At 39.3% G+C, this 23,532-nt stretch carries 21 protein-coding genes and 1 tRNA gene; 18 read left to right on the top strand and 4 right to left on the bottom strand.

Annotation, left to right across the window (positions count from 1 at the left end; genetic code table 11):
• Nucleotides 1-32 precede the first annotated feature (32 nt).
• Nucleotides 33-105, bottom strand: a tRNA-Val gene (locus tag GL301_RS14380).
• Nucleotides 106-125: 20 nt separating this feature from the next.
• A complete protein-coding gene (locus GL301_RS14375) occupies nucleotides 126-1,151 on the bottom strand; it encodes a LacI family DNA-binding transcriptional regulator (protein ID WP_274758818.1) in 1,026 nt (341 codons plus the stop codon).
• A 226-nt stretch (nucleotides 1,152-1,377) separates the two neighbouring features.
• Here GL301_RS14375 and GL301_RS14370 point away from each other — a divergent pair, with 226 nt between their 5' ends.
• The 11 genes from GL301_RS14370 to GL301_RS14320 all read left to right on the top strand — a co-directional run bounded on the left by GL301_RS14370 (nucleotide 1,378) and on the right by GL301_RS14320 (nucleotide 13,522).
• A complete protein-coding gene (locus GL301_RS14370; RefSeq protein ID WP_003734197.1) occupies nucleotides 1,378-3,078 on the top strand; it encodes a sugar phosphorylase in 1,701 nt (566 codons plus the stop codon).
• Complete coding sequence (locus tag GL301_RS14365) at nucleotides 3,075-4,367, top strand: ABC transporter substrate-binding protein (protein WP_003725788.1); 1,293 nt, start codon at nucleotides 3,075-3,077, stop codon at nucleotides 4,365-4,367. The genes GL301_RS14370 and GL301_RS14365 overlap by 4 nt, the downstream gene beginning before the upstream one ends.
• Nucleotides 4,368-4,442: 75 nt before the next feature.
• Complete coding sequence (locus GL301_RS14360; RefSeq protein WP_003725787.1) at nucleotides 4,443-5,324, top strand: carbohydrate ABC transporter permease; 882 nt, start codon at nucleotides 4,443-4,445, stop codon at nucleotides 5,322-5,324.
• Nucleotides 5,311-6,162 carry a carbohydrate ABC transporter permease gene (locus tag GL301_RS14355; protein WP_003725786.1) on the top strand — a complete coding sequence of 284 codons (852 nt, stop codon included), beginning with the start codon at nucleotides 5,311-5,313 and terminating at the stop codon, nucleotides 6,160-6,162. Before GL301_RS14360 ends, GL301_RS14355 begins: the two co-directional genes overlap by 14 nt.
• A gap of 18 nt (nucleotides 6,163-6,180) precedes the next feature.
• Nucleotides 6,181-7,233, top strand: coding sequence for a zinc-dependent alcohol dehydrogenase (locus GL301_RS14350; RefSeq protein WP_003727584.1), 1,053 nt, complete (start codon nucleotides 6,181-6,183; stop codon nucleotides 7,231-7,233).
• A 12-nt stretch (nucleotides 7,234-7,245) separates the two neighbouring features.
• The gene (locus GL301_RS14345; RefSeq protein ID WP_003725784.1) at nucleotides 7,246-8,040 is read left to right on the top strand and encodes a sugar phosphate isomerase/epimerase family protein; all 795 of its coding nucleotides are present in this window, start codon (nucleotides 7,246-7,248) and stop codon (nucleotides 8,038-8,040) included.
• 56 nt (nucleotides 8,041-8,096) lie between these two features.
• On the top strand, nucleotides 8,097-9,128 hold the full coding sequence (locus GL301_RS14340; RefSeq protein ID WP_003727585.1) for a Gfo/Idh/MocA family protein: 1,032 nt from the start codon (nucleotides 8,097-8,099) through the stop codon (nucleotides 9,126-9,128).
• The gene (locus tag GL301_RS14335; RefSeq protein WP_070298316.1) at nucleotides 9,125-11,302 is read left to right on the top strand and encodes a glycoside hydrolase family 65 protein; all 2,178 of its coding nucleotides are present in this window, start codon (nucleotides 9,125-9,127) and stop codon (nucleotides 11,300-11,302) included. The genes GL301_RS14340 and GL301_RS14335 overlap by 4 nt, the downstream gene beginning before the upstream one ends.
• A complete protein-coding gene (locus GL301_RS14330) occupies nucleotides 11,299-12,420 on the top strand; it encodes a glycerate kinase (protein ID WP_003740335.1) in 1,122 nt (373 codons plus the stop codon). The genes GL301_RS14335 and GL301_RS14330 overlap by 4 nt, the downstream gene beginning before the upstream one ends.
• Nucleotides 12,417-13,079, top strand: a complete 663-nt coding sequence (pgmB, locus tag GL301_RS14325; RefSeq protein ID WP_003727588.1) for a beta-phosphoglucomutase — start codon at nucleotides 12,417-12,419, stop codon at nucleotides 13,077-13,079. The genes GL301_RS14330 and pgmB overlap by 4 nt, the downstream gene beginning before the upstream one ends.
• 122 nt (nucleotides 13,080-13,201) lie before the next feature.
• A complete protein-coding gene (locus GL301_RS14320; protein WP_003727589.1) occupies nucleotides 13,202-13,522 on the top strand; it encodes a thioredoxin family protein in 321 nt (106 codons plus the stop codon).
• 57 nt (nucleotides 13,523-13,579) lie between these two features.
• Here the strand turns inward: GL301_RS14320 and GL301_RS14315 are convergent, their stop codons facing one another.
• On the bottom strand, nucleotides 13,580-14,179 hold the full coding sequence (locus GL301_RS14315; RefSeq protein WP_003727590.1) for a nitroreductase family protein: 600 nt from the start codon (nucleotides 14,177-14,179) through the stop codon (nucleotides 13,580-13,582).
• 193 nt (nucleotides 14,180-14,372) lie between these two features.
• On the opposite strand from GL301_RS14315, the gene GL301_RS14310 reads away from it, so the two are divergent.
• The 7 genes from GL301_RS14310 to GL301_RS14280 all read left to right on the top strand — a co-directional run bounded on the left by GL301_RS14310 (nucleotide 14,373) and on the right by GL301_RS14280 (nucleotide 20,716).
• The gene (locus GL301_RS14310; RefSeq protein WP_003727591.1) at nucleotides 14,373-14,726 is read left to right on the top strand and encodes a hypothetical protein; all 354 of its coding nucleotides are present in this window, start codon (nucleotides 14,373-14,375) and stop codon (nucleotides 14,724-14,726) included.
• Between the two features lie 102 nt (nucleotides 14,727-14,828).
• A complete protein-coding gene (locus GL301_RS14305; protein WP_003734200.1) occupies nucleotides 14,829-15,251 on the top strand; it encodes a MarR family winged helix-turn-helix transcriptional regulator in 423 nt (140 codons plus the stop codon).
• 13 nt (nucleotides 15,252-15,264) lie between these two features.
• On the top strand, nucleotides 15,265-16,413 hold the full coding sequence (locus GL301_RS14300; protein WP_003727593.1) for a lmo2826 family MFS transporter: 1,149 nt from the start codon (nucleotides 15,265-15,267) through the stop codon (nucleotides 16,411-16,413).
• A 370-nt stretch (nucleotides 16,414-16,783) separates the two neighbouring features.
• A complete protein-coding gene (serC, locus tag GL301_RS14295) occupies nucleotides 16,784-17,875 on the top strand; it encodes a 3-phosphoserine/phosphohydroxythreonine transaminase (protein WP_003733356.1) in 1,092 nt (363 codons plus the stop codon).
• Nucleotides 17,868-19,055 (top strand): phosphoglycerate dehydrogenase, encoded by a 1,188-nt coding sequence (locus GL301_RS14290; RefSeq protein ID WP_003740334.1) that lies wholly within the window; start codon nucleotides 17,868-17,870, stop codon nucleotides 19,053-19,055. The genes serC and GL301_RS14290 overlap by 8 nt, the downstream gene beginning before the upstream one ends.
• A gap of 88 nt (nucleotides 19,056-19,143) precedes the next feature.
• On the top strand, nucleotides 19,144-20,385 hold the full coding sequence (locus GL301_RS14285; protein WP_003727595.1) for a DUF1015 domain-containing protein: 1,242 nt from the start codon (nucleotides 19,144-19,146) through the stop codon (nucleotides 20,383-20,385).
• A gap of 7 nt (nucleotides 20,386-20,392) precedes the next feature.
• Nucleotides 20,393-20,716, top strand: a complete 324-nt coding sequence (locus GL301_RS14280; protein WP_003725851.1) for an arsenic metallochaperone ArsD family protein — start codon at nucleotides 20,393-20,395, stop codon at nucleotides 20,714-20,716.
• A 44-nt stretch (nucleotides 20,717-20,760) separates the two neighbouring features.
• Here GL301_RS14280 and GL301_RS14275 read toward each other — a convergent pair whose 3' ends face one another.
• Entirely contained in the window at nucleotides 20,761-23,511 is a 2,751-nt protein-coding gene (locus GL301_RS14275; RefSeq protein ID WP_014929284.1) for a MucBP domain-containing protein, read from the bottom strand.
• Nucleotides 23,512-23,532: the final 21 nt, after the last annotated feature.

The raw sequence follows: 23,532 nt of genomic DNA, 5'->3' as shown, positions 1-23,532 counted from the left end.
CATCCTTTATAAAAGGGTGCTTTTTTTATAAATGGTCCCGACTGGTCTCGAACCAGCGACCCCCACCATGTCAAGGTGATACTCTCCCAACTGAGCTACAGGACCAGTAAACTCAGAAAATAAGTTTAGACGTTTATTTTCTGAATGGATTCACGTTCAATCATTTCGGTTTTAATAATAGTTGTTTTTGGTACATTTTTATCTTGATGAATTAGGCGGAATAATAAGTTAGTCGCTTTTTTTCCTAGTTTATTGATTGGAATATCAATAGACGTTAGCGGCGGCGACAAGAAAGAGGACGCTACTTTATCATTATAGCCGATGACGGAAAAATCTGCAGGGATTTGTAAGTTTTTATCGGCGGCCATTTTGTAAATGCTAAGGACCTTTAAATCGTCGGTTGCGAAAACTGCGGTTGGTTTATCTGGGCCTTCCATTAGGCGTAGTGCTGCTTTGTAGCTATCTTCTATACTATAACCGCTATCAATAATCCAGTCGTTACGTAAATCTAATTGGTGGTCAAACAGGCAGCTGCGGAAACCAGCAAGACGATCTATCGACACGTGATAATCGAGTGGAGCATGGATACAAGCGATTTTTTGATGACCTTGCCTGATTAAATGTTTTGTTAGAGCATAACTGTCGCCAAAATTGTCGGTGTCAACAGAGTATATATTTTTGTAATGACCTTCTACTTTTCCGGTCACGACGATGGGGATATTATATGGGTCTAATTGGTGAAAAAAATCTTCATCAGCGGGAGAACTTAGCATAATAATGCCTTTTATCATTTTTTCTTGAATTTTGGAGAGGCATTTTTTAAGTTCGTCTTCGCTGTTTTTAGCAGTTTGAAGAATTAGGTCGAAATTTTCCAACTCAGCTTGAGTGGAAATCGATTGAATTATTTCGGAAAAAAATGGGTTTCCGGTTGTGGTTGTAGTAGAGCGATTTGAAATAACCATGATAGCATCAAAGCCCGAAGAGGTAAGTGCGCGCGCTAGTTTGCTTGGCTGGTAGTTTAGTTCGTCAATCGCTTCTAGTACTTTTTTTCGTGATTCTTCGGAAATGTTAGCTTGATTGTTTAGTACTCTAGATACCGTCGATTTTGAAACTCCCGCGTGTTTTGCTATGTCATATATGGTAGATGCCAAGGTAATCTTCCTTTCTCTCTCTATTGTTTCCGGTATCGGTTCCGGTCATTATCATCCATGTTTATATTACTCAATTTTCTAGTAAATGTCCAACTAGATGTTATCTATGCAAGAAAACTCACTATTAGCAACGTGTTAGAAAAAACATTAAAAATTGTGTTTGACAGAAAGCGCTTTCCATACTATAATTCTTCTTGTGGGAGCGCTCCCGGTTAGGAGGTAAATGATGACGAATTTAAGAAAACGACTTTCGCGGTTATATGCCGAAGATGTGGTAGATAGTTTGGCAGCTAGAATCGAAGCGCGGGTACAGCAAACGCAACAACGAAAGTTAACACGAAAAGATCAGTGGGACGAGAAAGATATTGTTTTAATTACATATGGAGACCAATTTAAAGAGGAATCCAAAAAAACGTTAAAAACTTTTAAGAAAATGTATGATAGTTATTTAAAATCGACTTTTGAGGTAGTTCATTTCTTGCCTTTTTATCCTTATTCTTCGGATGATGGGTTTTCGGTCATCGATTATAAAGCGGTGAACCCGGAACTTGGTGATTGGGAAGATATTAAGGAGATGGAACAGTCGGCGCGGTTGATGTTTGATTTTGTTTGTAATCATATGTCGGCGAAAAGTGATTGGTTTAAGCGATATTTGGCGGGTGACGAGGAGTTTAGGAACTTTTTTGTGGAAATGGATCCAAAGACGGACCTTAGTTCGGTAACAAGGCCACGTGCGACACCAGTGCTGACACCATTTCAATTTGATTCAGGAAAAGTAGGGCATATTTGGACGACTTTTAGTGAGGATCAAATCGATTTAAACTTTGCTTCTCCGGAAGTGCTTTACAAGATGATTGATGTTTTGATGTTCTATTTAGAAGAAGGTGCGGAATATGTGCGACTTGATGCGGTTGGCTTTATGTGGAAAGTGCCGGGAACGAGCTCGATTCATTTAGAAGAGACGCATGAAATCGTGAAATTATTTAGAGATTTAGTAGACATTGCAGCTCCGGGGACGATTATTATAACCGAAACCAATGTGCCGCATGTTGATAATATTAGTTATTTTGGAAATGGTGAAAAAGAAGCGCATATGGTTTATCAATTCCCGCTTCCACCACTTGTGCTCCATGCGATACATCATGGTAATGCAGAATTCCTCCGTAACTGGGCGAAGAATTTAGAGCTACCAGAAGGCAAGCGAACATTCTTTAATTTCCTTGCCTCACATGATGGGATTGGGTTAAATCCAGTGCGCGGCATTATTCCAGAAGCTGAAATTTTGGCTTTAGTGAATGATTTGGAGGAAGAAGGCGCGCTCGTTTCATATAAGCAAAATCCAGATGGTTCTAAGAGTCCGTATGAAATTAACGTGACGTACATGGATGCGCTAAGTAAACAGGCGGACACAGATGACTTGAGGATGTCGAGATTTCTTGTGGCTCATGCAGTACTAATGTCTATCCCAGGCGTTCCAGCCGTTTATGTTCAAAGTATTTTAGGAAGCCGCAATGATTATTCAGGCGTAGAAACAACAGGCCACAATCGCTCTATTAATCGAAAAAAATACGACTTGGCGGAAATTACAGCAGAGTTGGAACAAAGAGGCTCCTTACGAAAAGCAACTTATGATGCGTTAACGAAATTAATTAGCACACGAAAAGCGGAATCACTTTTCCATCCAGAAATACCGATGGAAGTTTTAGAATCTACGGCGGAATTGTTTGTTGTTAAACGTTCATCCGACGTGGAATCGATTATATTGATTCATAATTTATCAGAAAAAGAAGTGAGTTATTCACTAGACAGCGGTGTTTATACAAATCTTTATACGGGCTCCACAGTAACTGGGAGCGATTCCATAAAGCTTAGTGGCTATGAATTCTGCTGGCTAAAAACCAAAAATTACAGGGAGGAACAAAAATGAAGAAAAAGAGTCTTGTATTACTTGTTGTTGTGTTGGTTCTAAGTGCGGTTCTAGCTGCATGTGGAGGGAAAGAGTCTAGTAGTAAGGAAGTAACGATTGAATTTATGCATTCATCCGTTGAAAAAGAGCGTTTAGATGTTATTAATAAATTAATTGCTGATTTTGAAAAAGAAAATCCAACAATCAAAATCAAACAAATTCCAGTTGAAGAAGATGCGTTTAATACAAAAGTTGTCACACTTGCTCGCTCTGGTAAACTTCCAGCAGTTATGGAAGTAAGCCAAGATTTTGCCAAAGTAATGGATAAAGATGAGTTGATTGACCAAGATGCAGTGAAAGAAGTTATCGACTCGGTTGGAGAAGACAAATACTACGAAGGTGCAACAAACTTAGTACGTTCTGAAGATGGTAAAAGCTATATCGCAGCACCATTAAGCGGTTGGGTTCAAGGTATTTGGTACAACAAAAAAGCTTTAGCCGATGCTGGTTTTGAAGAACCTAAAAACTGGGCGGATATTGAAAAAGTAGCGAAAAAATTCACAAATAAAGCAGATAAAAAATACGGTATTGCAATTCCAACAGCAGAAAGCACGATGAGTGAGCAAGCTTTCTCCCAATTTGCACTTTCTAATAAAGCCAATGTTTTAGATGCAAAAGGTAATGTAACGATTGATACACCAGAAATGAAAGAAGCGCTTCAATATTACAAAGATTTGTCAGCATACACGATGCCTGGTTCAAATGATGTAACTGAAATTAAAGATGCATTTATGAATGGAACAGTTCCGATGGCAATGTACTCTACGTATATCCTTCCATCCGTTTATGAAGAAGGCGATCCAAAAAATATCGGTTTCGCAATTCCAGAAGAAAAAGAAAAAGCAGTTTATGGTACAGTTTCTGGTTTAACTATTTCAGCAGGACTTGATGATGAGCAAAAGAAAGCAACGAAGAAATTTGTTGAATACTTGTCTCAACCAGAAAATATGGCAACTTGGGTATTAATGTCTCCAGGTGGAGCGCAACCAGTAAATAAAGAAGTAGTAGAACAAAAAGCATACAAAGAAAATGAAGTAATTAAATCGTTTGGTGAACTTCCAAATGAAATCGCAGCATCATTCAATGACATCCAAGTTTTCGGACTTGTTGACGGTAAAAACCTTACAAAAATGGGAGATATTACTAGCTCAGGCATTATCGCACAGATGGTTAATAACGTAACTGTTGGCGGTGGCGATGTATCAGCGGACTTAAAAGCTGCACAGAAAAAAGCTGAAGAAGGTAAATAATCAAATAGCGGGGAGTTGAGTCTCCCCGTCTTTTTTAACAGTTTAGTACGTCGCTTTTTGATTTAAGGAGGCATTATGAAAACGAAAGTATATAAAAGGTCCGACTTTAAGTTAGCAATGATTTTACTTGCGCCAAGTTTTGTTTTACTGGCAGCACTTGTTTTATATCCGATGATTTCAAATATCCAGATTAGTTTTTTAGATATGCCACTAAATCCGAATATTAAATCAGTCTTTATCGGTTTACAAAACTATATAGATATTTTGAAGGATCCAGAGTTTTATAAATCACTAGGTCTTACTGTGGCTTATACAGTACTTGTAGTGGTTGGAAGTACTGGGATGGGACTACTTGTGGCGATTTTCTTTAACCGCGAATTTCGTTTTAGAAGAACGGCTCGGTCGCTTATTATTTTGTCATATGTAACACCATCTATTTCTCTTATTTTTGCATGGAAATATATGTTTAATAATGGTTATGGCGTAATTAATTTTATGACTGTGGATGTACTCCATCTGTTCAAAGAAGCGCCACTTTGGTTTGATAATCCAGTTTCTAGTTTCTTTTTAGTAACCTTTTTTGCAATATGGCGTTACTTCCCGTATGCATTTATTTCGTTTTTAGCGATTTTGCAAACGGTCGATAAGTCGCTTTATGAGGCGGCTGATATGGACGGAGCGAACATTTGGGATAAATTCAAAATTGTTACTTTGCCAGCGATTATGCCGGTACTTGCGACAGTTATTACGCTTCGTGCGATTTGGATGTTCTATATGTTCACCGATGTATACTTACTCACGAATAAAGTAAACATCCTTGGAGTTTATTTATATAAAACAGCATTCGCATTCAATGATTTAGGGAAAGCAGCAGCGATTTCTGTCATATTATTTGTCATTATTTTTGTTGTGATTATTTTTGCAAGAAAGCGGGTGGATTTGAATGGCGGTAAGTAGTAAAAAGTCAAAAAGAACAAAGAAAATCGCGTTTTATGTGACGATGGTTGCATTTTTATGTATCACGTTGTTCCCATTTGCGATTATGTTAATGACTTCATTTAAGAGCAGTAAAGAAGCCATTTCAACACATCCAACATTTTTCCCGAAAGAATTCACTTTCCAGCATTACATCGATATTTTCAACCCAGATATTTTTCCGTTTTTAACGTACTTTAAAAATAGTTTGGTTGTTTCGGTTTTTGCGGCCGGGATTGCAGTCGTTTTGGGGATTTTAGGCGCTTATGCGTTGTCGAAATTACGCTTTAAAGGGCGTATGACGATTAATGCAAGTTTTTACACGGTTTATATGTTCTCCGGAATCTTGTTAATTGTTCCGTTGTTTAAAATAATTTCGAGTTTGGGGTTATATGATACGGAAACAGCTTTAATTATCACGATGGTTGTACAAACACTACCAACTGCAGTATTTATGCTGAAAAGTTATTTTGATACGATTCCAACTGATATTGAAGAAGCAGCAATGATGGACGGGCTGAATCGCTTCCAGATTATCTTACGAATTATTGTTCCGCTTGCGATTTCGGGTATTGTTTCTGTGTTCGTATACTGCTTCATGGTAGCTTGGAATGATTATCTGTTTGCTTCGATTTTCTTATCTAGCGCAGAGAAATTCACGTTACCGATTGGCTTGAATACATTATTTAGTACACCTGATTATATTTGGGGTAGAATGATGGCTGCATCGCTTGTTACGGCGCTTCCAGTCGTTATTATGTACGCAATTTCAGAACGATTTATCAAAGGAAACTTAACAGACGGTGGAGTTAAGGGATAAGAAAGGAAGTTATTGAAAATGAAAAAATTAGTAGCGACAGCGCCTCGTGTGGCGGAATTAATAGAATATAATGATCGTGAAGTTTTAGAAGATGAAGTAAAAATTAAAGTTCAATTCGCTTCTCCAAAACATGGCACAGAAGTAGTTGATTTTAGAGGAATTAGTCCTTTTATTGATGAAGAATTTTCACCAGAATGGAATTTATTTGTTTCACGTGAAACAAATAGTGCGCGAGGCATTGTATTTGGCGAGTTTCAGCTAGGTAACATGGTCGTTGGTGAAGTAGTTGAATGTGGGAGCAAAGTAACAGAATACGAGCTTGGAGATATTGTTTGTTCTTACGGACCGATTATGGAAACTGTTATTGTAAAAGCTGTCGATAATTATAAACTACGTAAATTGCCAAAAGGTGCTAATTGGAAAAACGCGGTTTGCTATGACCCGGCTCAATTTGCGATGAGTGGCGTGCGTGATGCACATGTTCGTGCGGGCGATTATGTTGTTGTTGTCGGACTTGGTGCGATTGGTCAAATTGCGATTCAACTGGCGAAAAAAGCTGGAGCAAGTGTTGTTATCGGGGTGGATCCACTTAGTCATCGTCGTGAAATTGCTGAAAAACATGGAGCAGATGCTACTTTTGATCCAATTACGACAGATGTTGGCTTAGAAGTGAAGCGTCTTACTGGTAAACTTGGTGCGGATTCGATTATTGAAACGAGCGGGAATGCGGCTGCACTTCAAGCGGCACTACGCGGAATAGCTTACGGCGGAACAATTTCTTATGTAGCCTTCGCGAAACCTTTCCCAGAAGGATTTAACCTTGGTCGGGAAGCTCATTTCAACAATGCGAAAATTGTCTTTTCACGTGCGGCTAGTGAACCAAATCCGGATTATCCGCGCTGGGATCGTAAGCGTATCGAGGAGACTTGTTGGGAACTACTGATGAACGGTTACTTGGATTGTTCGGACATTATTGATCCAGTCGTTCCGTTTGCAGATTCAGCTGAGAGCTACATGAAATACGTTGATCAACAACCTGATTTAAGTATTAAAATGGGGATTACCCTTTAAGGAGCGATAATAATGAAATTAGGCACACAAAACCAAGCATTTTTCCCAGAAAATATAGAAGAAAAATTTGCTTATGTAAAAGAAATGGGCTTTGAAGGTTTTGAAATTGATGGTAAATTACTTGTTGAAAATTTGGACGAAGTGAAGAAAGCTATCGAAAAAACGGGGCTACCTGTTAGTACTGCATGTGGTGGCTATGACGGCTGGATTGGTGACTTCATTGAAGAGCGCAGACTGAATGGTTTAGAAGAAATTAAAGCGATTTTAGAAGCTTTAGCAGAAGTCGGTGGGCAAGGGATTGTCGTTCCAGCGGCGTGGGGGATGTTCACGTATCGTCTTCCGCCAATGGTTTCGCCGCGTAGCCAAGCCGGAGATTTCAAAGCAGTGAGCGAGTCGTTGGTTTATTTGGACAAAATTGCTGGTGAAACTGGGACGAAGGTTTATCTTGAGCCGCTTAACAGATACCAAGATCATATGATTAATTTGCTAAGTGATGCGCAAAAATATATTGATGAAAATGAACTTAAAAATGTAGAAATTATCGCTGATTTCTATCATATGAATATTGAAGAAGATAGCATTCCGACTGTGCTTGAGACGTATAAAGATTCGATCGGTCACATTCATGTTGCTGACAATCATCGCTACCAACCAGGAAGCGGTAGCCTTGATTTTAAAACAAGTTTTGATCAACTGAAAAAGAACGGTTACAACGGATTTTTAACTTTTGAATGTCGTGTTCGCAGTGAAAATCCAGAACAAGCTTATAAAGATGCGTTGGCACATTTAAAAAGCTGTTTAATTTAAAATAGAAAATCCGTCCCAATTAAAGCGGACGGATTTTTCTAAAAGGAGTTTCGGATATGAAGAAAAGAGTTGCAATTATCGGTGCTGGACAAGTCGCTGAGAAGGTCCACGCTGCGTATTATAAGACAAGAAATGAACTGGAGCTTGTAGCTGTTTGCGACCCAAGTTTGGAGCGTGGCGAAGAGTTTCGTGCGAACAATGGTTTTGAGAAGCATTATGCTACGGCAGAAGAGATGTTTGCGGTCGAGAAAATCGATATTATTAGTATTTGCACGCCTAATCGGTTCCATTTTGATAATGTGATGTTGTCACTAGCGAATGGAGCGGCCGTTATGTGTGAAAAGCCACCCGCAATGAGTGCGGCGGAAGCGAAAGCAATGTGGGAACTTGCGGAAGAAAAAGGCGCGATTTTGGCGTATGATTTTCATCATCGTTTTTCCAGTGAAGCACAGTTTTTAAAGAGAAATTCGGCGCTTCTAGGTGAAATTTATTGTGTGAAAGCAACTGCGCTTCGTCGTTCTGGCGTGCCGGGTTGGGGAACTTTTACGAATAAAGAAATGCAAGGCGGGGGTCCGCTGATTGATATGGGAATTCACATGCTCGACGCGGCGATGTTTGTCCTTGGTTTTCCAAAAGTGAAGAAAGTAACGGCAAAAAGTTTTCAAAAAATCGGAACCAAGAAAAGTGCGGGGACATTTGGTTCATGGGATCCGGAAAAATATACGGTAGAGGATTCTTTATTCGGCTTTATTGAACTGGAAAATGGAGGATTAATTGAATTAGATACTTCTTTTGCGCTACATATCAAGCCAGAAAGTGCGCTAAATGTTGATTTTTTCGGTGATTTAGCAGGAGGCAGTTTATACCCGGCTGAAATTTATACAGATAATGCAGGTGAATTTCAGTTGTTAGAGAAGTTAGGACAACTGGAAGAAAATAAACACGAAAACAGCATGAAAGCATTTGTTGATAGCGTTCTTGGTGCTGGAAAAGTGGAACTTGCTGGCGCTGAACAAGGTTATATCATACAAAAAATTGTTGAAAGTTTATACGAATCGGCAGAAAAAGGTGAGAGTGTTTCTTTATGAAGAAAATAATCGAGAAGGAATTTGCATTAAATTATCTAAATAAATATGGTAGCCAAATGACTGTGGGAAATGGCTATATGGGCGTGCGCGGTGCTCTTGAAGAAGAATATCCGGAGCAAGTTCGCGGTATGTATGTGGCGGGGATTTATAATCGTCCGAGCGGTTCGCTGAGTTCGGAACTTGTTAATTTGCCGGATGTGACGCGTTTCCAAGTGATGCTTGATGGGGGAAATTTTTCGATGCAAGCGGGGAAAGTCCATGCTTACGAGCGTTATTTAGATATGAATACAGGAGAATTAATTCGAAAAATTACTTGGGAAAGTAGCGCGGGCAAGAAGTATCAACTGAATTTTCACCGATTTGTTTCAAAAGCAGCAAAGCACGTCATTGCTGCTAAAGTGGAGATAATGCCTTTGAGCGGTGCGGCGAAAGTCAAAGTAAAAACTGGTATTGATGCGCAACAAACTAATTTTGGAACACAGCAGCTGGCGGAGTTGAGTCTACGAATTTTTGATGAGAAGTTGATGGTTGGCGAATATGAGACCATCGAGAGCAAACAGCATATTACAATAGCAACAAAAGTGAATAAAAAAGGGATTTTCACTGCGAAAAACAGACAATTAATGACCGAAGTAGAGCAAGAAATCGCTGAAAATCAACTATTTACTTTGGAGAAAATAAGCATGGTTAAAACATCCCTGGATCAAGTGGATGCGGAACTTCCAAATACGACTTATGCAGAATTGAAAAGAGCTTCGGAAACTTTATGGGCAGATTTTTGGGAGCATGCGGGTGTCCGTGTTGAGAGCACGAATGATTTTGACCAATTTGCACTAGATTTTGCGTGCTATCACTTAGAAATTATGACGCCGAAAGATGATTTTCGTTGTAGTGTTGGTGCGAAAGGGCTGACCGGGGAAGGTTACAAAGGGCATGTTTTTTGGGATACAGAAATTTTTATTATGCCATTTTTCCTTTATAATAAGCCGGAAATTGCCAAACAATTATTAAAATATCGCTACCTTCATTTGAAAGAAGCGAAAGAAAAGGCAACGAAAAACGGCTATAATGGGGCGCTTTTTCCGTGGGAAAGTGCATTCTCTGGCGAAGAAGAAACGCCTGAATTTGCAGCGATTAATATTCGAACTGGCACACGTCAAAAAGTAGCGTCGGCGATTTCGGAGCATCATTTAGTTGCGGATATTGCTTATGCGGTTTGTGAATATGAAACGGCGACTAAGGATGCTCAGTTTATGAAAGAGTGTGGTTCAGAGCTGCTCCTTGAAACAGCGGAATTTTGGCTAAGCCGTGCAACTAATCGTAATGGACGACTGGAAATCCTTGATGTGATTGGTCCAGACGAATACACCGAGCATATCGATAATAATACGTATACGAATTATATGGCACACTATAATGTGAAAAAAGCTTTAGAATGGAATAAAGATAATGCAGATTTTGTAGCCCGTGCAGAAGCTTTTCTTGAAAAAATCTATTTACCTGTCGCAAATGAGTCTGGCTTAATTCCGCAAGATGATACTTTCTTAGAAAAAGATTGGATAAATTTGGATAAATATAAGGCGGCACAAGGAACACAAGGGATTCTACTAGATTATTCTCGTCAAGAAGTGAACGAACTACAAATCTTAAAGCAAGCAGATTTAGTCATGTTGTTTTACCTGTTTCCGAGGATGTTTGCACCAGATGCTGTGAAGCAGAATTTGGATTACTATGAAAATCGAACAATTCATGATTCCTCTTTAAGTAAAGCAATCCATGCAATTGTAGAAAATCGAACTGGAAATCGCGCACAAGCCTACCAATTTTTCCAAGAAGCGTGTTTAATTGACCTTGGAAATGAGCCGCATTCATCGGATGACGGGCTCCATGCGGCCTCACTCGGCGCAATATGGTTGGCGGTGGTTTTTGGATTTGCGGGTATAGATACTAGTGGAGAACTACTTGAAATCGCGCCAAACATACCGGATTCCTGGCAATCTGTGGCATTTGAATTCTCTTGGAAAGGTGAAAAAATCTTGGTAGAAATTGCGCAAAACAGATTACACCTTTCAAAAAGCACAAAAAGCGTGCTAGAATTAGTTATTCACGGAGAAAAACATCAATTAACAGATACATTAACTATTAAGTTGGATCAGAAGGATGTGTCTTTATGAAAATTGTCATTGCACCGGATTCATTCAAAGAAAGTTTGACGGCGCATGAGGTGGCAGAGTATATTAAAGAGGGCTTTCAAGAAATTTATCCGGATGCTGATTATCATTTACTCCCTGTCAGTGATGGCGGGGAAGGTACGCTAGAGATTTTAAGTAAAGCTTTAGGTGCGAAAAAAATGAAAATCGATGTGTCCGGCCCTTTTGGTGACCCAGTTTCAGCACAAGTTGCTTTTACGGATGGGAACAAAAAAGCTTTAATAGAAATGGCCGAAGTTTGTGGTTTGCACTTGGTTCCGACGACTAGACGCGATCCACTTCAAGTGAGTACTAAAGGAGTGGGCGAGCTAATTTTGCACGCCATGGAAAAAGGTGCGACCGAGATTATTATTGGGATTGGTGGAAGCGCTTCAAACGATGGCGGAATTGGCATGGCTAGTGCGCTTGGCTATGAATTCCTAGATGCAGAAAATAATATCGTCAACCCGATTGGCGCAAATTTAGCTGATATAGCAACCATTCGTTCCGAAAAAGTCCCAGCTGAACTAGAAAACATCACAGTAAATATTGTGACGGATGTCGAAAACCCACTTTGTGGAGAAGCTGGCGCATCGTATGTGTTTGGTCCACAAAAAGGGCTAGCCGTTACAGATTTAGCAACAGCTGATGGGGCAATGCGCCAGTTTTATCAGTTAGCGAATCCCGCCATGGTTACAATGCCGCGAGCAGGTGCTGGGGGTGGAATTGGTGCTGGACTTGTGACGTTTGCAAAAGCTAACCTGTTATCGGGAATTGATTTTGTTATTGAAGCACTTCAAATCAAAACTGTTTGTGAGGATGCAGATTTGGTCATTGTAGGCGAAGGGAAAATGGACGGGCAAACCGCACAAGGGAAAGCTCCTGTGGGTGTTGCGAAAGTAGTGCCGAAAGAAACCCCAGTTTTTGCAATTTGTGGAAGTGTTGGTGAGGGACTAGAAGCAGTATATGAAGTCGGAATCAGCGCAGTATTTCCATCCATTGCCAAACCAGCAACTTTAGAAAATATACTGAAAGAAACACCAAATAATTTAAGAAGAACCGCGCGAAATGTTGCGGCAGTTTGGAAAGGACGAGTAGAATGACAACAGCATTAAAAGGAGTAGTTTTTGATTTAGATGGCGTCATCACGGATACAGCACATTATCATTACTTAGCCTGGAAAAAAACAGCTGAGAGTATTGGAATCGAATTTGATGAAGCATTTAATGAGAATTTAAAAGGGGTAAGCAGAATTGACTCCCTACTTCTTATTTTAAAGAAAGACGGCCGCGAAAATGACTTTACAGAAGAGCAGATTGAAGCTCTTGCAGCTGATAAAAATGACTTTTATGTTAGCTTGCTAAAAGAAATTACGCCAGCGGATGTTTTACCAGGAATTAAAGAACTTATAGTGGATCTTAAAAAGCAAAATCTCAAATGCGCAATTGCATCTGTTTCGAAAAATGCTCGGACGGTTTTGAGCGCATTAGAAATGGAACAAGAATTTGATTATATTGTCGACGCGGCTAAAATCACTAAATCAAAACCTGATCCAGAAATTTTTGTGGAAGCTTGCCGTGGTCTAGGCTTAGAAACATCAGAGGTAGTCGGAATTGAAGACGCTCAAGCTGGAATTGAAGCCATAAATGCAGCTGGAATTGTAAGCGTTGGTGTTGGTTCTGGACTCCGTGACGCGGATATGACTGTGAAAAGTACTGGTTTGCTAGATTTACGCATTTTAGAAATCTTACATAGCAAATAAAATGTTTCACGTGAAACAAAAGTGTCAAAAAATGAACAAAAAGCAAGATATATTGCTATTCTAAAACCCTTTACTTGACCACGATACAACTTTGGAATATTCTGAATGTGAGGTGGATATGTATGGCGATTATTTTTGCAAAAGAAGATGACTTGGAAGAGATTATTAGTAGCCATCCTAAAATATTACTTAACTTTTGGGCAGAGTGGTGCGCACCGTGTCGCTGCTTTTGGCCAACACTTGAGCAATTCGCTGAGATGGAAGAAGGTAATGTCCAAGTTGTGAAAATTAATGTAGATAAACAACGCGCATTAGCTCAGAAATTTGATGTAAAAGGAATACCAAATTCGCTTGTTCTTGTTGATGGAGAAATTAAAGGCGGGATTGCTGGTATTGTAAGTTGTGATGAACTTAGAAGCAGATTTAAAAGTTTGGCAAAATAAAAATTCCGCGATACCAGTTAATGGTCGCGGAATTTTTTGTTTCACGTGAAACATTTATTATTTGAAAACGCGGAAACGATCAGCGTCATCGATGAATTCTTTTTCGCCAGCTTCTTGAACGATGTTACCAAACGGCATTTGCGCGCGTAAGTTCCAGCTTGCAGGAATATTCCATTCAGCTTTAACAGCATCGTCAATTAGTGGGTTGTAATGTTGTAGAGATGCACCAATTCCAGCGTTTGCAAGAGCAACCCATACTGAATGTTGTGCAATACCTGAAGATTGTTCAGACCATACAGGGAAGTTGTCTGCATATAGAGCGAAGTTTTCTTGTAAGCCTTCAATAACAGCAGTATCTTCAAAGAAAAGAACTGTTCCGTATCCAGCGCGGAAAGAACCAACTTTTTCTTCTGTAGCTGCAAAGTTTTCAGCAGGTACGATAGCGCGTAATGTATCTTCTACGATATTCCAAAGTTTATCATGGTTTTCTCCTAAAAGAATGACAGCGCGAGAGCTTTGGGAGTTGAATGAAGATGGGCTATATTTAACAGCGTCTTTAATAATTTCTTCAATTTTGGAATCCTCAACGGAAACGTTTTTATCTAGTGCATAAATGGAACGACGAACTTTAATAGAATCTAAAAATGTATTAGTCATAATAATAAAACTCCTTTGTTAATGTTATTTACTTACATAAGTATAGCAACTATTCATTAATTTGCAAGTGTTTTTGTCGGAAAAAGAATATGTAAGCGCTAAACCTATTCAGGCTCTTATGAAAAAAATTTTTTAGCAAATTACTTGATTTTAAGAACGTTTGTTCGTATAATAAAGTTAAGAGGTGATAATGATGGTTACGGCAATTCAGAAAGAGCAAGTGCGAACAGAGAAGAATGCTGCTTTTTTAACGAGTCGGCCAGAAGTGGATTATTTAGAGCGCGAAAGCTTTTTTATCACATTAAAAGATGCTATAAAGCGAGAATGGGTCGTTCGTTTAAAATATTTTCAAGAAGCAGATGTATCTTCTCTGCGTTTAGCGCCATTTGAATATCCTTCCGCATTTCTTGGGCTTGGAGAGATTGAAACACAGGACTTAGTGCCGCTAGAAATAGATATGTTAACGGAAGAAGTTATTTTGAAAGATATTGTTGGGTATGAGTATGTAATCGAATTTAGAGATATTATAGATGTGGAATTATTGTAGGAACAGTCGTTTATTCGACTGTTTTTCTTGTCAAAAAAGTAATCAGTATGTATAATGGTTGTTATGACAATTATTGTTACGACAATAGAAATGAGGATAAATATGCGCGGATATTATGATGAAATATCATTTGATGTAAATACGACAGCGAAGAAAATGCATTTATTTTTGCTGCGTTCGATTGCAAGTTATGATGTGACCCCAGAGCAATGGTCAGTTTTAGAGGGAATTGAGGCGAACGAGCCGATTTCGCAAAAAGAGATTGCTCTTTGGACGAAAAAGGACACGCCAACCGTGAATCGGATTGTCGATGTTTTACTTAGGAAAGAGCTTGTTGTGCGGGAAGTGAGTACAGAAGATAGACGGATTTCACTTTTATCTTTAACGGACAAAGGGAGAAAAGAGACGAATGAACTCCGCGATATCGTGGAGGCGAGTTGTGAAAGAATGTTTGCTGGGATTTCTCGCGCAGATTTGGAACAATTCACGGCTATTTTAAAGAACATTTCTACTAATATAGAGTAAAGAGGGGTAAATTTTGGAAAATAAGACAAGACTTTGGACGAAGGACTACGTATTTTTATTGTTAGGAAGTGTACTTTTATATATTGGATTTATGGTGTTTATGCCTACGTTGCCGGCACGCATTATTGAGCTAGGTGGAACGCAAATGGAAGCGAGTTTGGCGGTGGGGCTATTCTCCATCGTAGCACTATTAATGCGGGCGATTGCTGGGAGTTGGAATGACAAATTCGGACCGAAAGTACTTATTATCGTGGGCTTTTTGATTTTAATTTTAACTACAGTGAACTTTTATTGGTCAACGGCGGTGGCGGCCTTACTTATATTACGGCTTTTTCACGGGGCTGGCTGGGGTATCGGAACAACTTCTATTGCTACAGGCGTTTCTAAACTCGTGCCACCAAGCAGAACGGGAGAAGGTATTGGTTTTTATGGGCTTACGACTGCACTTGGAATGTCACTTGCGCCGATTATCGCTATTTTAATTATGAATTATTTTTCTTTCGATGTTTTAGTGACGTTTTCGCTTGTTTTGATGGTGTTTATTTTAATTTTGATGACACAGGTGAAAATTCCAAAATCAGAAAAGATGGTACATCAAAAAATGAAATTGTTTGAGAAAACGGCCTTGCTTCCGGCGGGCTTGTGTTTATTAATGGCTATTCCGCTTGGTGGGATCCAGACATTTATGATGGTATATGGAACAGAACTGGGGATTTCGACAACGTGGATATATTTTATCGGGCAAGCGATTATGGTTCTTGTAAGCCGTTTGTTTGCTGGGCGACTTTATGATACGAAGGGACACCGTTTTGTTATTATTCCAGGAGCGCTTTCGATGATAATTGGGATATTAATTCTTTCTTTTGCAACTGGTGCAATCAGCTTGTTTATCGCATCGTTATTCTTCGGGTTAGGTTACGGGATGTCGCAACCGGCGCTTCAAGCACTGGCTGTGGACCGGGCTGCACCGCACAATAAAGGTACCGCGAACGGGACTTTTCTTTCGGGAATGGACATTGGAATGGCTGTTGGTAGTTTTGGTTTGAGTATTGTTGCGACTTACTACAATTATGCTATTATGTATCGCACAGCAATTATTGCACTTGTTGTATTTTTTGCTGTGTATTGGTTTACTTTAGGACGAAAAGTGAAAAATAGCTAACATCTTTTGTGAAGTGTTTTTCAAAAAGTAGAAGTGCGAGAATTGCTTTAAATAGCGGTTTCTCGTGCTTTTTTAATGTCAGAAAGTTTAAACATCACATTTATTTGTAGATTTAGTATAAATTTTCTGAAAAACAGCTCTGTTTCTGCTATAATATACAAAAGTACAAAAGGCAGTGTTTACTTTTAAGCGCTGAAAAATCCGAATATTGTGTAGAATATCACAGGTTCGGCTTTTTTATTTCTTAACAACAGAACTTCGAAAAGCATAAGTGTAACGAGGAAGGCTCATATCTGGCCAATAAGTATTCGATTATTGGTGAAAATTTTTGTAAGTAATTGGGGAAATTTGAAGACAGGAGAGATGTTGAGTGGAACGTGTTTATAATTTTTCGGCAGGTCCGGCAGTTTTACCAGTACCGGTACTTGAAAAGGTTCAAAGGGAGCTACTCTCTTATAATGGTTCAGGAATGTCAGTAATGGAGCTGAGTCACCGTTCAGAATTATTTCAAAACATCCTAGACGATGCGGAGAGCTTAATTCGAGAATTGATGGAGATTCCAGAAAATTACAAAGTACTATTTTTGCAAGGTGGCGCGAGTTTGCAATTTGATATGGTGCCAATGAATCTTGCAAATGGCAAAAAAGCAGCGTATGTAAACACTGGATCTTGGGCGAAGAAAGCAATTTCCGAAGCTAAGAAAATTCAGGGTGTAGAGGTGGAAGTAATTGCCTCATCGGAAGACCGCAATTTCAGCTATATTCCTGAGATTCCTACAGTTTCTAGTGACGCGGCTTACTTACATGTAACTACAAATAATACAATCGAAGGAACAGCAATGTTTGATGTGCCAGACTCAGCTGTCCCGGTCGTTGCGGATATGTCCTCCAATATTTTATCGAGCGTTTATGATGTGAAAAAATTTGGCTTAATTTATGCAGGAGCGCAAAAGAACATTGGGCCTGCTGGATTAACGCTTGTCATCGTGCGCGAAGACTTGATAGGGCAAGTAGAGGGACTTCCTTCTATGTTAGATTTTAAAGTACAAGCCGAGAATGATTCCATGTATAACACACCACCGACATTTGCCATTTATGTAGCAAAATTAGTATTTGAATGGATTAAGGAGCAAGGTGGCGTTGCTGGAATTGAAGCGTTGAATCGCAAAAAAGCGGCCTTATTATATAATTATATTGATCAATCGGATTTCTTTTCTTCACCGGTCGAACCTTCTGCTAGATCGCTCACGAATGTTCCTTTTGTGACGAATTCAGCGGAGTTTGATAAAGCTTTTGTTCAAGAAGCTGAAGCAAATGGTTTTAAAAACTTGAAAGGACATCGCTCAGTGGGCGGTATGCGAGCAAGTCTTTATAATGCATTTCCAATTGAAGGGGTGGAAGCTCTAATCGCCTTTATGGAAAAATTTGCAAATGCAAGAAAAGGGGGAGAAGTACGTGTTTAATATCCAAACGTTTAATGCTATCGCAAAAGAAGGCTTAAAGACATTTGATCTCGAAAAATATGTGATTGATGCAAATCAGCCAGCAGACGGGATTTTACTACGGAGTTACAACTTACACGATTTTGACTTTCCGGAGACAGTGAAGGCAGTTGCCCGAGCTGGTGCAGGAGTTAATAATATCCCAGTAGAAAATTGTTCTGAAAAAGGTATTGTTGTATTCAATACACCTGGCGCGAATGCCAATGCTGTGAAAGAACTAGTTCTTGCGAGTTTATTCGTTTCGGCGCGCCCAATTTTGGAAGGAACGGAATGGGTCAAAGAATTACCGGCGGAAGATGATGTGGAACAGAAAGTTGAAGCTGGGAAGAAAGCCTTTGCGGGAACAGAACTTGCTGGCAAAAAACTTGGGATTATCGGTCTAGGCGCAATTGGTGCATTGGTAGCCAATGACGCTTTATCGCTTGGGATGGATGTGGTTGGATACGATCCATTCGTTTCAGTAGACACGGCTTGGAGAATTTCTAAAGAAGTGGAACGTGCGATGACGATAGAAGAAGTTTTGGCCACATGCGATTATTTAACAGTTCATGTGCCTTTAACGGATAAAACACGTGGCATGTTTAACGCAGATACACTACAATTAGTGAAGGATAATGCTGTTTTATTAAACTTTTCTCGTGGTGAGTTAGTGGATTCAGCCTCTGTGAAAGAAGCTTTAGATGATGGACTTTTACGTTTATATATTACAGATTTCGCGACAAAAGAATTACTAAACCACAAAAAAGTGCATGTATTTCCTCATTTAGGTGCATCGACGGAAGAAGCCGAAACCAACTGTGCTAAAATGGCTGCGAAAGAACTGCAATCATATCTTGAAACAGGTAGTATTAAAAACTCGGTTAATTTTCCGAACGTGGAAATGCCGTATAATGGACATCCGCGAATTGGAATTTGTCACAAAAACATTCCTAATATGGTCGGACAAATTACGACGGAGCTAGGGAAATATTCGTTAAACATTTTAGATATGATAAATCGCAGTAAAAATGAATATGCCTACACATTAATTGATATTGATAAGGAAACGCAAGCTAATTTGGAACAACTGAAAAGTGATTTATTAGCTGTGCAAGGGGTTTTGCGTGTTCGAGTTATTGAACCATTAGGTGTTACGGTTTAAAATTATTACCCGGGAAATAATGAGAGCATGAAACTTTATGGTTATTGCCAGACGGGTTCATGCTCTTTTACTAAAAAGGAGGATAACAATGGTAAATATACGTCCATTTAAAGCAATTCGTCCGATTAAAAATTTAGCGGAAAAGGTGGCTTCCTTGCCATATGATGTACTTAATTCGGAAGAGGCGCGCGAACTTGGTGATGCAAATAAGTATTCTTTTTTACATATTGATAAGGCGGAAATTGATTTAGATCCGGCGGTTTCCCCTTACGACCCAGCTGTTTATCAAAAAGCAGCGGATAATTTGGAACAATTTGAGTTGGATGGTTGGCTTGGTAGAGAAGCAAACCCGGCATTTTATATTTATCAACTGACGATGGATGGTCGCCCGCAAACAGGGCTGGTTGTTTGTACGTCGATTGATGATTATACCAATGGGAAAATTAAAAAACATGAGTTAACTCGTGAAGAGAAAGAGTTAGACCGGATTCGTCATGTAGATGTTTGTGATGCAAATACAAGTCCGATTTTCCTTACTTATCGTGGAAAAGAAGCAATTAATGCACTTGTTGAGTCTTGGGTGAATGAAAATGAGCCTGAATATGACTTTGAGAGCTTCCACGGGGTCGCGCATAAGGTTTGGGCAATTACGGACGCACATATTTTAGAAGACCTGTCAGCGGCGTTCTCGGAAGTCCCAGCGCTATATATCGCAGACGGTCACCATAGAACGGAATCTGCTGTGAAAGTTGGTTTGAAACGGCGCGAGGAATTCCCAGAGGCTGGGCCAGAAGCAGAATTTAATTTCTTTTTATCAGTTGTTTTCCCAGAAGAGCAATTAGAAATTCTTGATTATAATAGGGTTGTGAATGTGCCAATTGAAGCGGATTTCCTTAGCAAAGTAGAGGCTAGTTTTGACGTGGAGAAGGTTGGAAAAGAAGCATTTAAACCAGAGAAGCCAAAACAAGTAGGGATGTATTTAGATGGAAATTGGTACAAACTTACGGCGAAAAGCGAAGTGATTCCAAACGATGTTATTGGTCAGCTGGATGTTTCAATATTACAATCGCAAGTTTTAACGCCAATTTTTGGGATTGAAGATATTCGCCGTGATAACCGCATTGATTTTGTCGGCGGAATACGTGGACTGAGCGAGCTAGCGCGTTTAGTTGATAATGGCAGTCATTCAGTGGCATTTGCGATGTACCCGCCGACAATGGACGATTTACTTAGTGTAGCAGATGCCGCAGAAATCATGCCGCCAAAATCGACTTGGTTTGAACCAAAATTATTAAGCGGGCTGTTTGTCCACGATTTAGAAAGTAAATAATTTTAATATGAAGCAAATTAGTTACTTTTATTCTGCGGAAAATGAGTCTGAGATTAACCTAGAGATATGGAAAATGTTTATGAATCAAAGTGAAGATGAGCGAAAAATCCATTTTGATTATACAGGCATCGTGTTTGATATTCAGCTAGGAGAAGTCGGGAAAGTGGACTTGCCAGAGCGGGTTCAAATGTTGATTGATAAGAATGGAATGGAAGCTTTGCCGATTTTAGTTGTAGATGATGCAGTATACAATTATGGGGAGTTTTCTGTGATTGATGCAGTTGAGGAATTACTGGATGTGGGTGTTTCTATCCAAGTGGAAGAAGATTGAGATCAAAAAGCCGGTCGGGAAATTAATCCTGGCCGGCTTTTTTACTATTTTTTCTTTTTCCAGATAACTAGAGCTGTGGATGATAGGAAGACCCCAAGTAGAGCTGATTTCCATGGTGTGGAATCGCCTGTTTTTGGTAGGGTATCTGAAGCTTTTTTCACTTCGGTTGTCTTTAAATTAGACGGTTTCGTTGTTTTTTTATCTGGTAAAGGTTGGTCGATGTTTGTGTTTTTCGTGTAAATGTAGTTGACAGTTTGTGCGCTATTTGTGAATTGTCCAGTCGCATTGGTTGGTTCGGCGGATAATGTGTAGCCGTCGATTTGTTTGGCAGTGGCGTTATATGTGTCGCCAATAGTTCCGTTTAGGGTTTCGGATGGAGCGAGCGTTTTGCCATTAGCATCCACGTAATTCACTGTTACAGGCTCTGCTGCTACGATATTTTTAGTATACACATATGTCACTGTTTGGCTACTTGTGTTGAATGTTCCGGTTGCGTTATCTGGTGTAGTTGTTAGCGTATAGCCGTCGATATTTTTTGGCTCAGTTGTGTAATTATCTCCTACTGTTCCAGAAATTTTAGTGGCGGAGCTCAGTTGTTTATTATTTTCGTCAACATAGTGAATTTCTACAACTCCTTTTTCAGGGGCTGGATTTTTTGTGTAAATATAGTTGACGGTTTGCGCGCTACTTGTGAATTGTCCAGTTGCATTGGTTGGTTCGGCGGATAATGTATAGCCGTCGATTTGTTTGGCAGTGGCGTTATAGGTGTCGCCTACATTTCCGTTTAATGTTTCGGATGGAGCGAGCGTTTTTCCAGTATCGTCCACGTAATTAACGGTTACAGGCTCTGCGGCTACGATGTTTTTAGTGTACACATATGTCACTGTTTGGCTACTTGTGTTGAATGTTCCGGTTGCGTTATTTGGTGTAGTTGATAATGTATAGCCGTCGATTTGTTTGGCAGTGGCGTTATATGTGTCGCCTACATTTCCGTTTAATGTTTCGGATGGAGCGAGTGTTTTTCCAGTATCATCCACGTAATTCACTGTTACAGGCTCTGCGGCTACGATGTTTTTAGTGTACACGTACGTTACGGACTGGCTAGTAGTAGTGAATGTTCCAGTGGCGTTATCTGGAGTAGTCGTTAATGTATAATCTGGGATGTCTTTCGCGCTAGAAGTATAAGGATCGTCCAAATTACCGCTTAAAACTTCATCAGCCGCCAATTTTTCTCCTTTGTCATCAAGATAATGAACTGTTACGTCTTCTCCTTTGATGGGTTGAGGGGCTTCAAATGGAGTTGTTACGGTTCCTACTATAGCTCCGTTTTCGGAAGTGAAAGTATAGGTTACGGCTGGATTGTCTGTGCTGAGATTTTCCCAAGTTATTGTATTTGTTGCTTGATCGTATACACCGCCGTCTCCCGGTTCAATATTCATCGGATTTCCAAACTGATCTAATAAATCAGGACTAACTGCAATGGTTAAACTGTTGTTTGTTAAAGTTTCTTTAGGCATCGTGATTGTTTGCCCTTCAGCATCCAAGTTATTGTTAAGGACAGGAATTTTACCTACAGAAGAGAAGTCTTGGATGTGAGCATTTACGCAAGACAAACTTTTCAGCTTTGTGTTATGAGAAACGTCTAATTTCGTTAGTTCAGTATTATTTAAATACAAATAGACTAATTTGGGGTTTTGTGAAAGATCCAATTCTGTTATACCAGCGGCTTGGCAGTCTAATAAATATAATTGTGTATTATGCGTGACATCAAGCTCTTTTATTTTTCTACATCCTTCAGCTTGAAAATATATTAATTGTGTGTTGTGTGTTAGGTCTATTTCTAATAAATCTGTTTGTATACAGTGTAGTGTAGTTAATTTTGAAAGCGTAGACACATCTAATTCAGTTAAAGGATTTACGCTACAATCAAAATATGTTAACTGTGTAAGCGGGGTTACATCTATTTCGGTTAATTTGTTACTGGAGCAATCTAGGAAAGTTAGCTGAATATTTTGGTTGAGGTCCAGTTTAGTTATATTATTAGTGTCGCAGTTTAGACGGTTCAGTAATTTATTTTGACTTACATCTAATGCAGTTATTTTATTAAAGCTACAGTCTAAGGTTGTTAATTGAGTTTGTGGTGTCACATCTAATTTGGTGATTTTTTTATTTAAATGGCAGTCTAGCTCAGTTAATTGTGTATTGTGGCTGACATCTATTTCGGTTAAGGTGTTGCGTGCGCAGTTTAAATAAGTTAACAATGGATTTTGACTTACATCTATCTTTGTGAGTTTGTTCGTGTCGCAATTTAAGTAGGTTAATTTTGTAAGCGGGGTTACATCAAGGTTTGTAAGTTTATTTGAATCACATGCCAGATAAGTTAAATTAGTGTTTTGGCTAAGATCAAGAGTAGTAATGTTATTATACGTGCAAATTAATTTTGTTAAACCAGTTAATTTTTCAATACCAGTCATATCGGCTATGGAAGAATTGTGGCAATCTAGGCTTGTTAGAGTAGCAAGTTGTTCTTCGCTGATAGTGTCAGTTGCTTGCATTTCAAATGCTGCTGCTACCTCTGAAGCAAAATTGTCATCAGGAAACCAGTCGTTAAAACTTTGTGTTTGACCAGCTTTGAGTGTGGTTTTAATAGTTGGTTGAGTGGAGCTTATTTCTTTATCAGTAGTGATTTCTGTCGTACTATCAATCACATCATTCGTTGCTGCGAATGTTAAAATTGGGTTTGAAACCAGGGTTAAACTAACTAATGAAGCTATTATTATTTTAGAAGTTTTCAATTTGGCGCACTCCTTATTCGT

This window comes from Listeria sp. LM90SB2 (genome assembly GCF_028867355.1).
Taxonomy (GTDB): Bacteria; Bacillota; Bacilli; order Lactobacillales; family Listeriaceae; genus Listeria; species Listeria monocytogenes_B.
The sequence above is the reverse complement of the archived record's forward strand: the minus strand, read 5'-3'. Positions and strand labels throughout refer to the sequence as shown.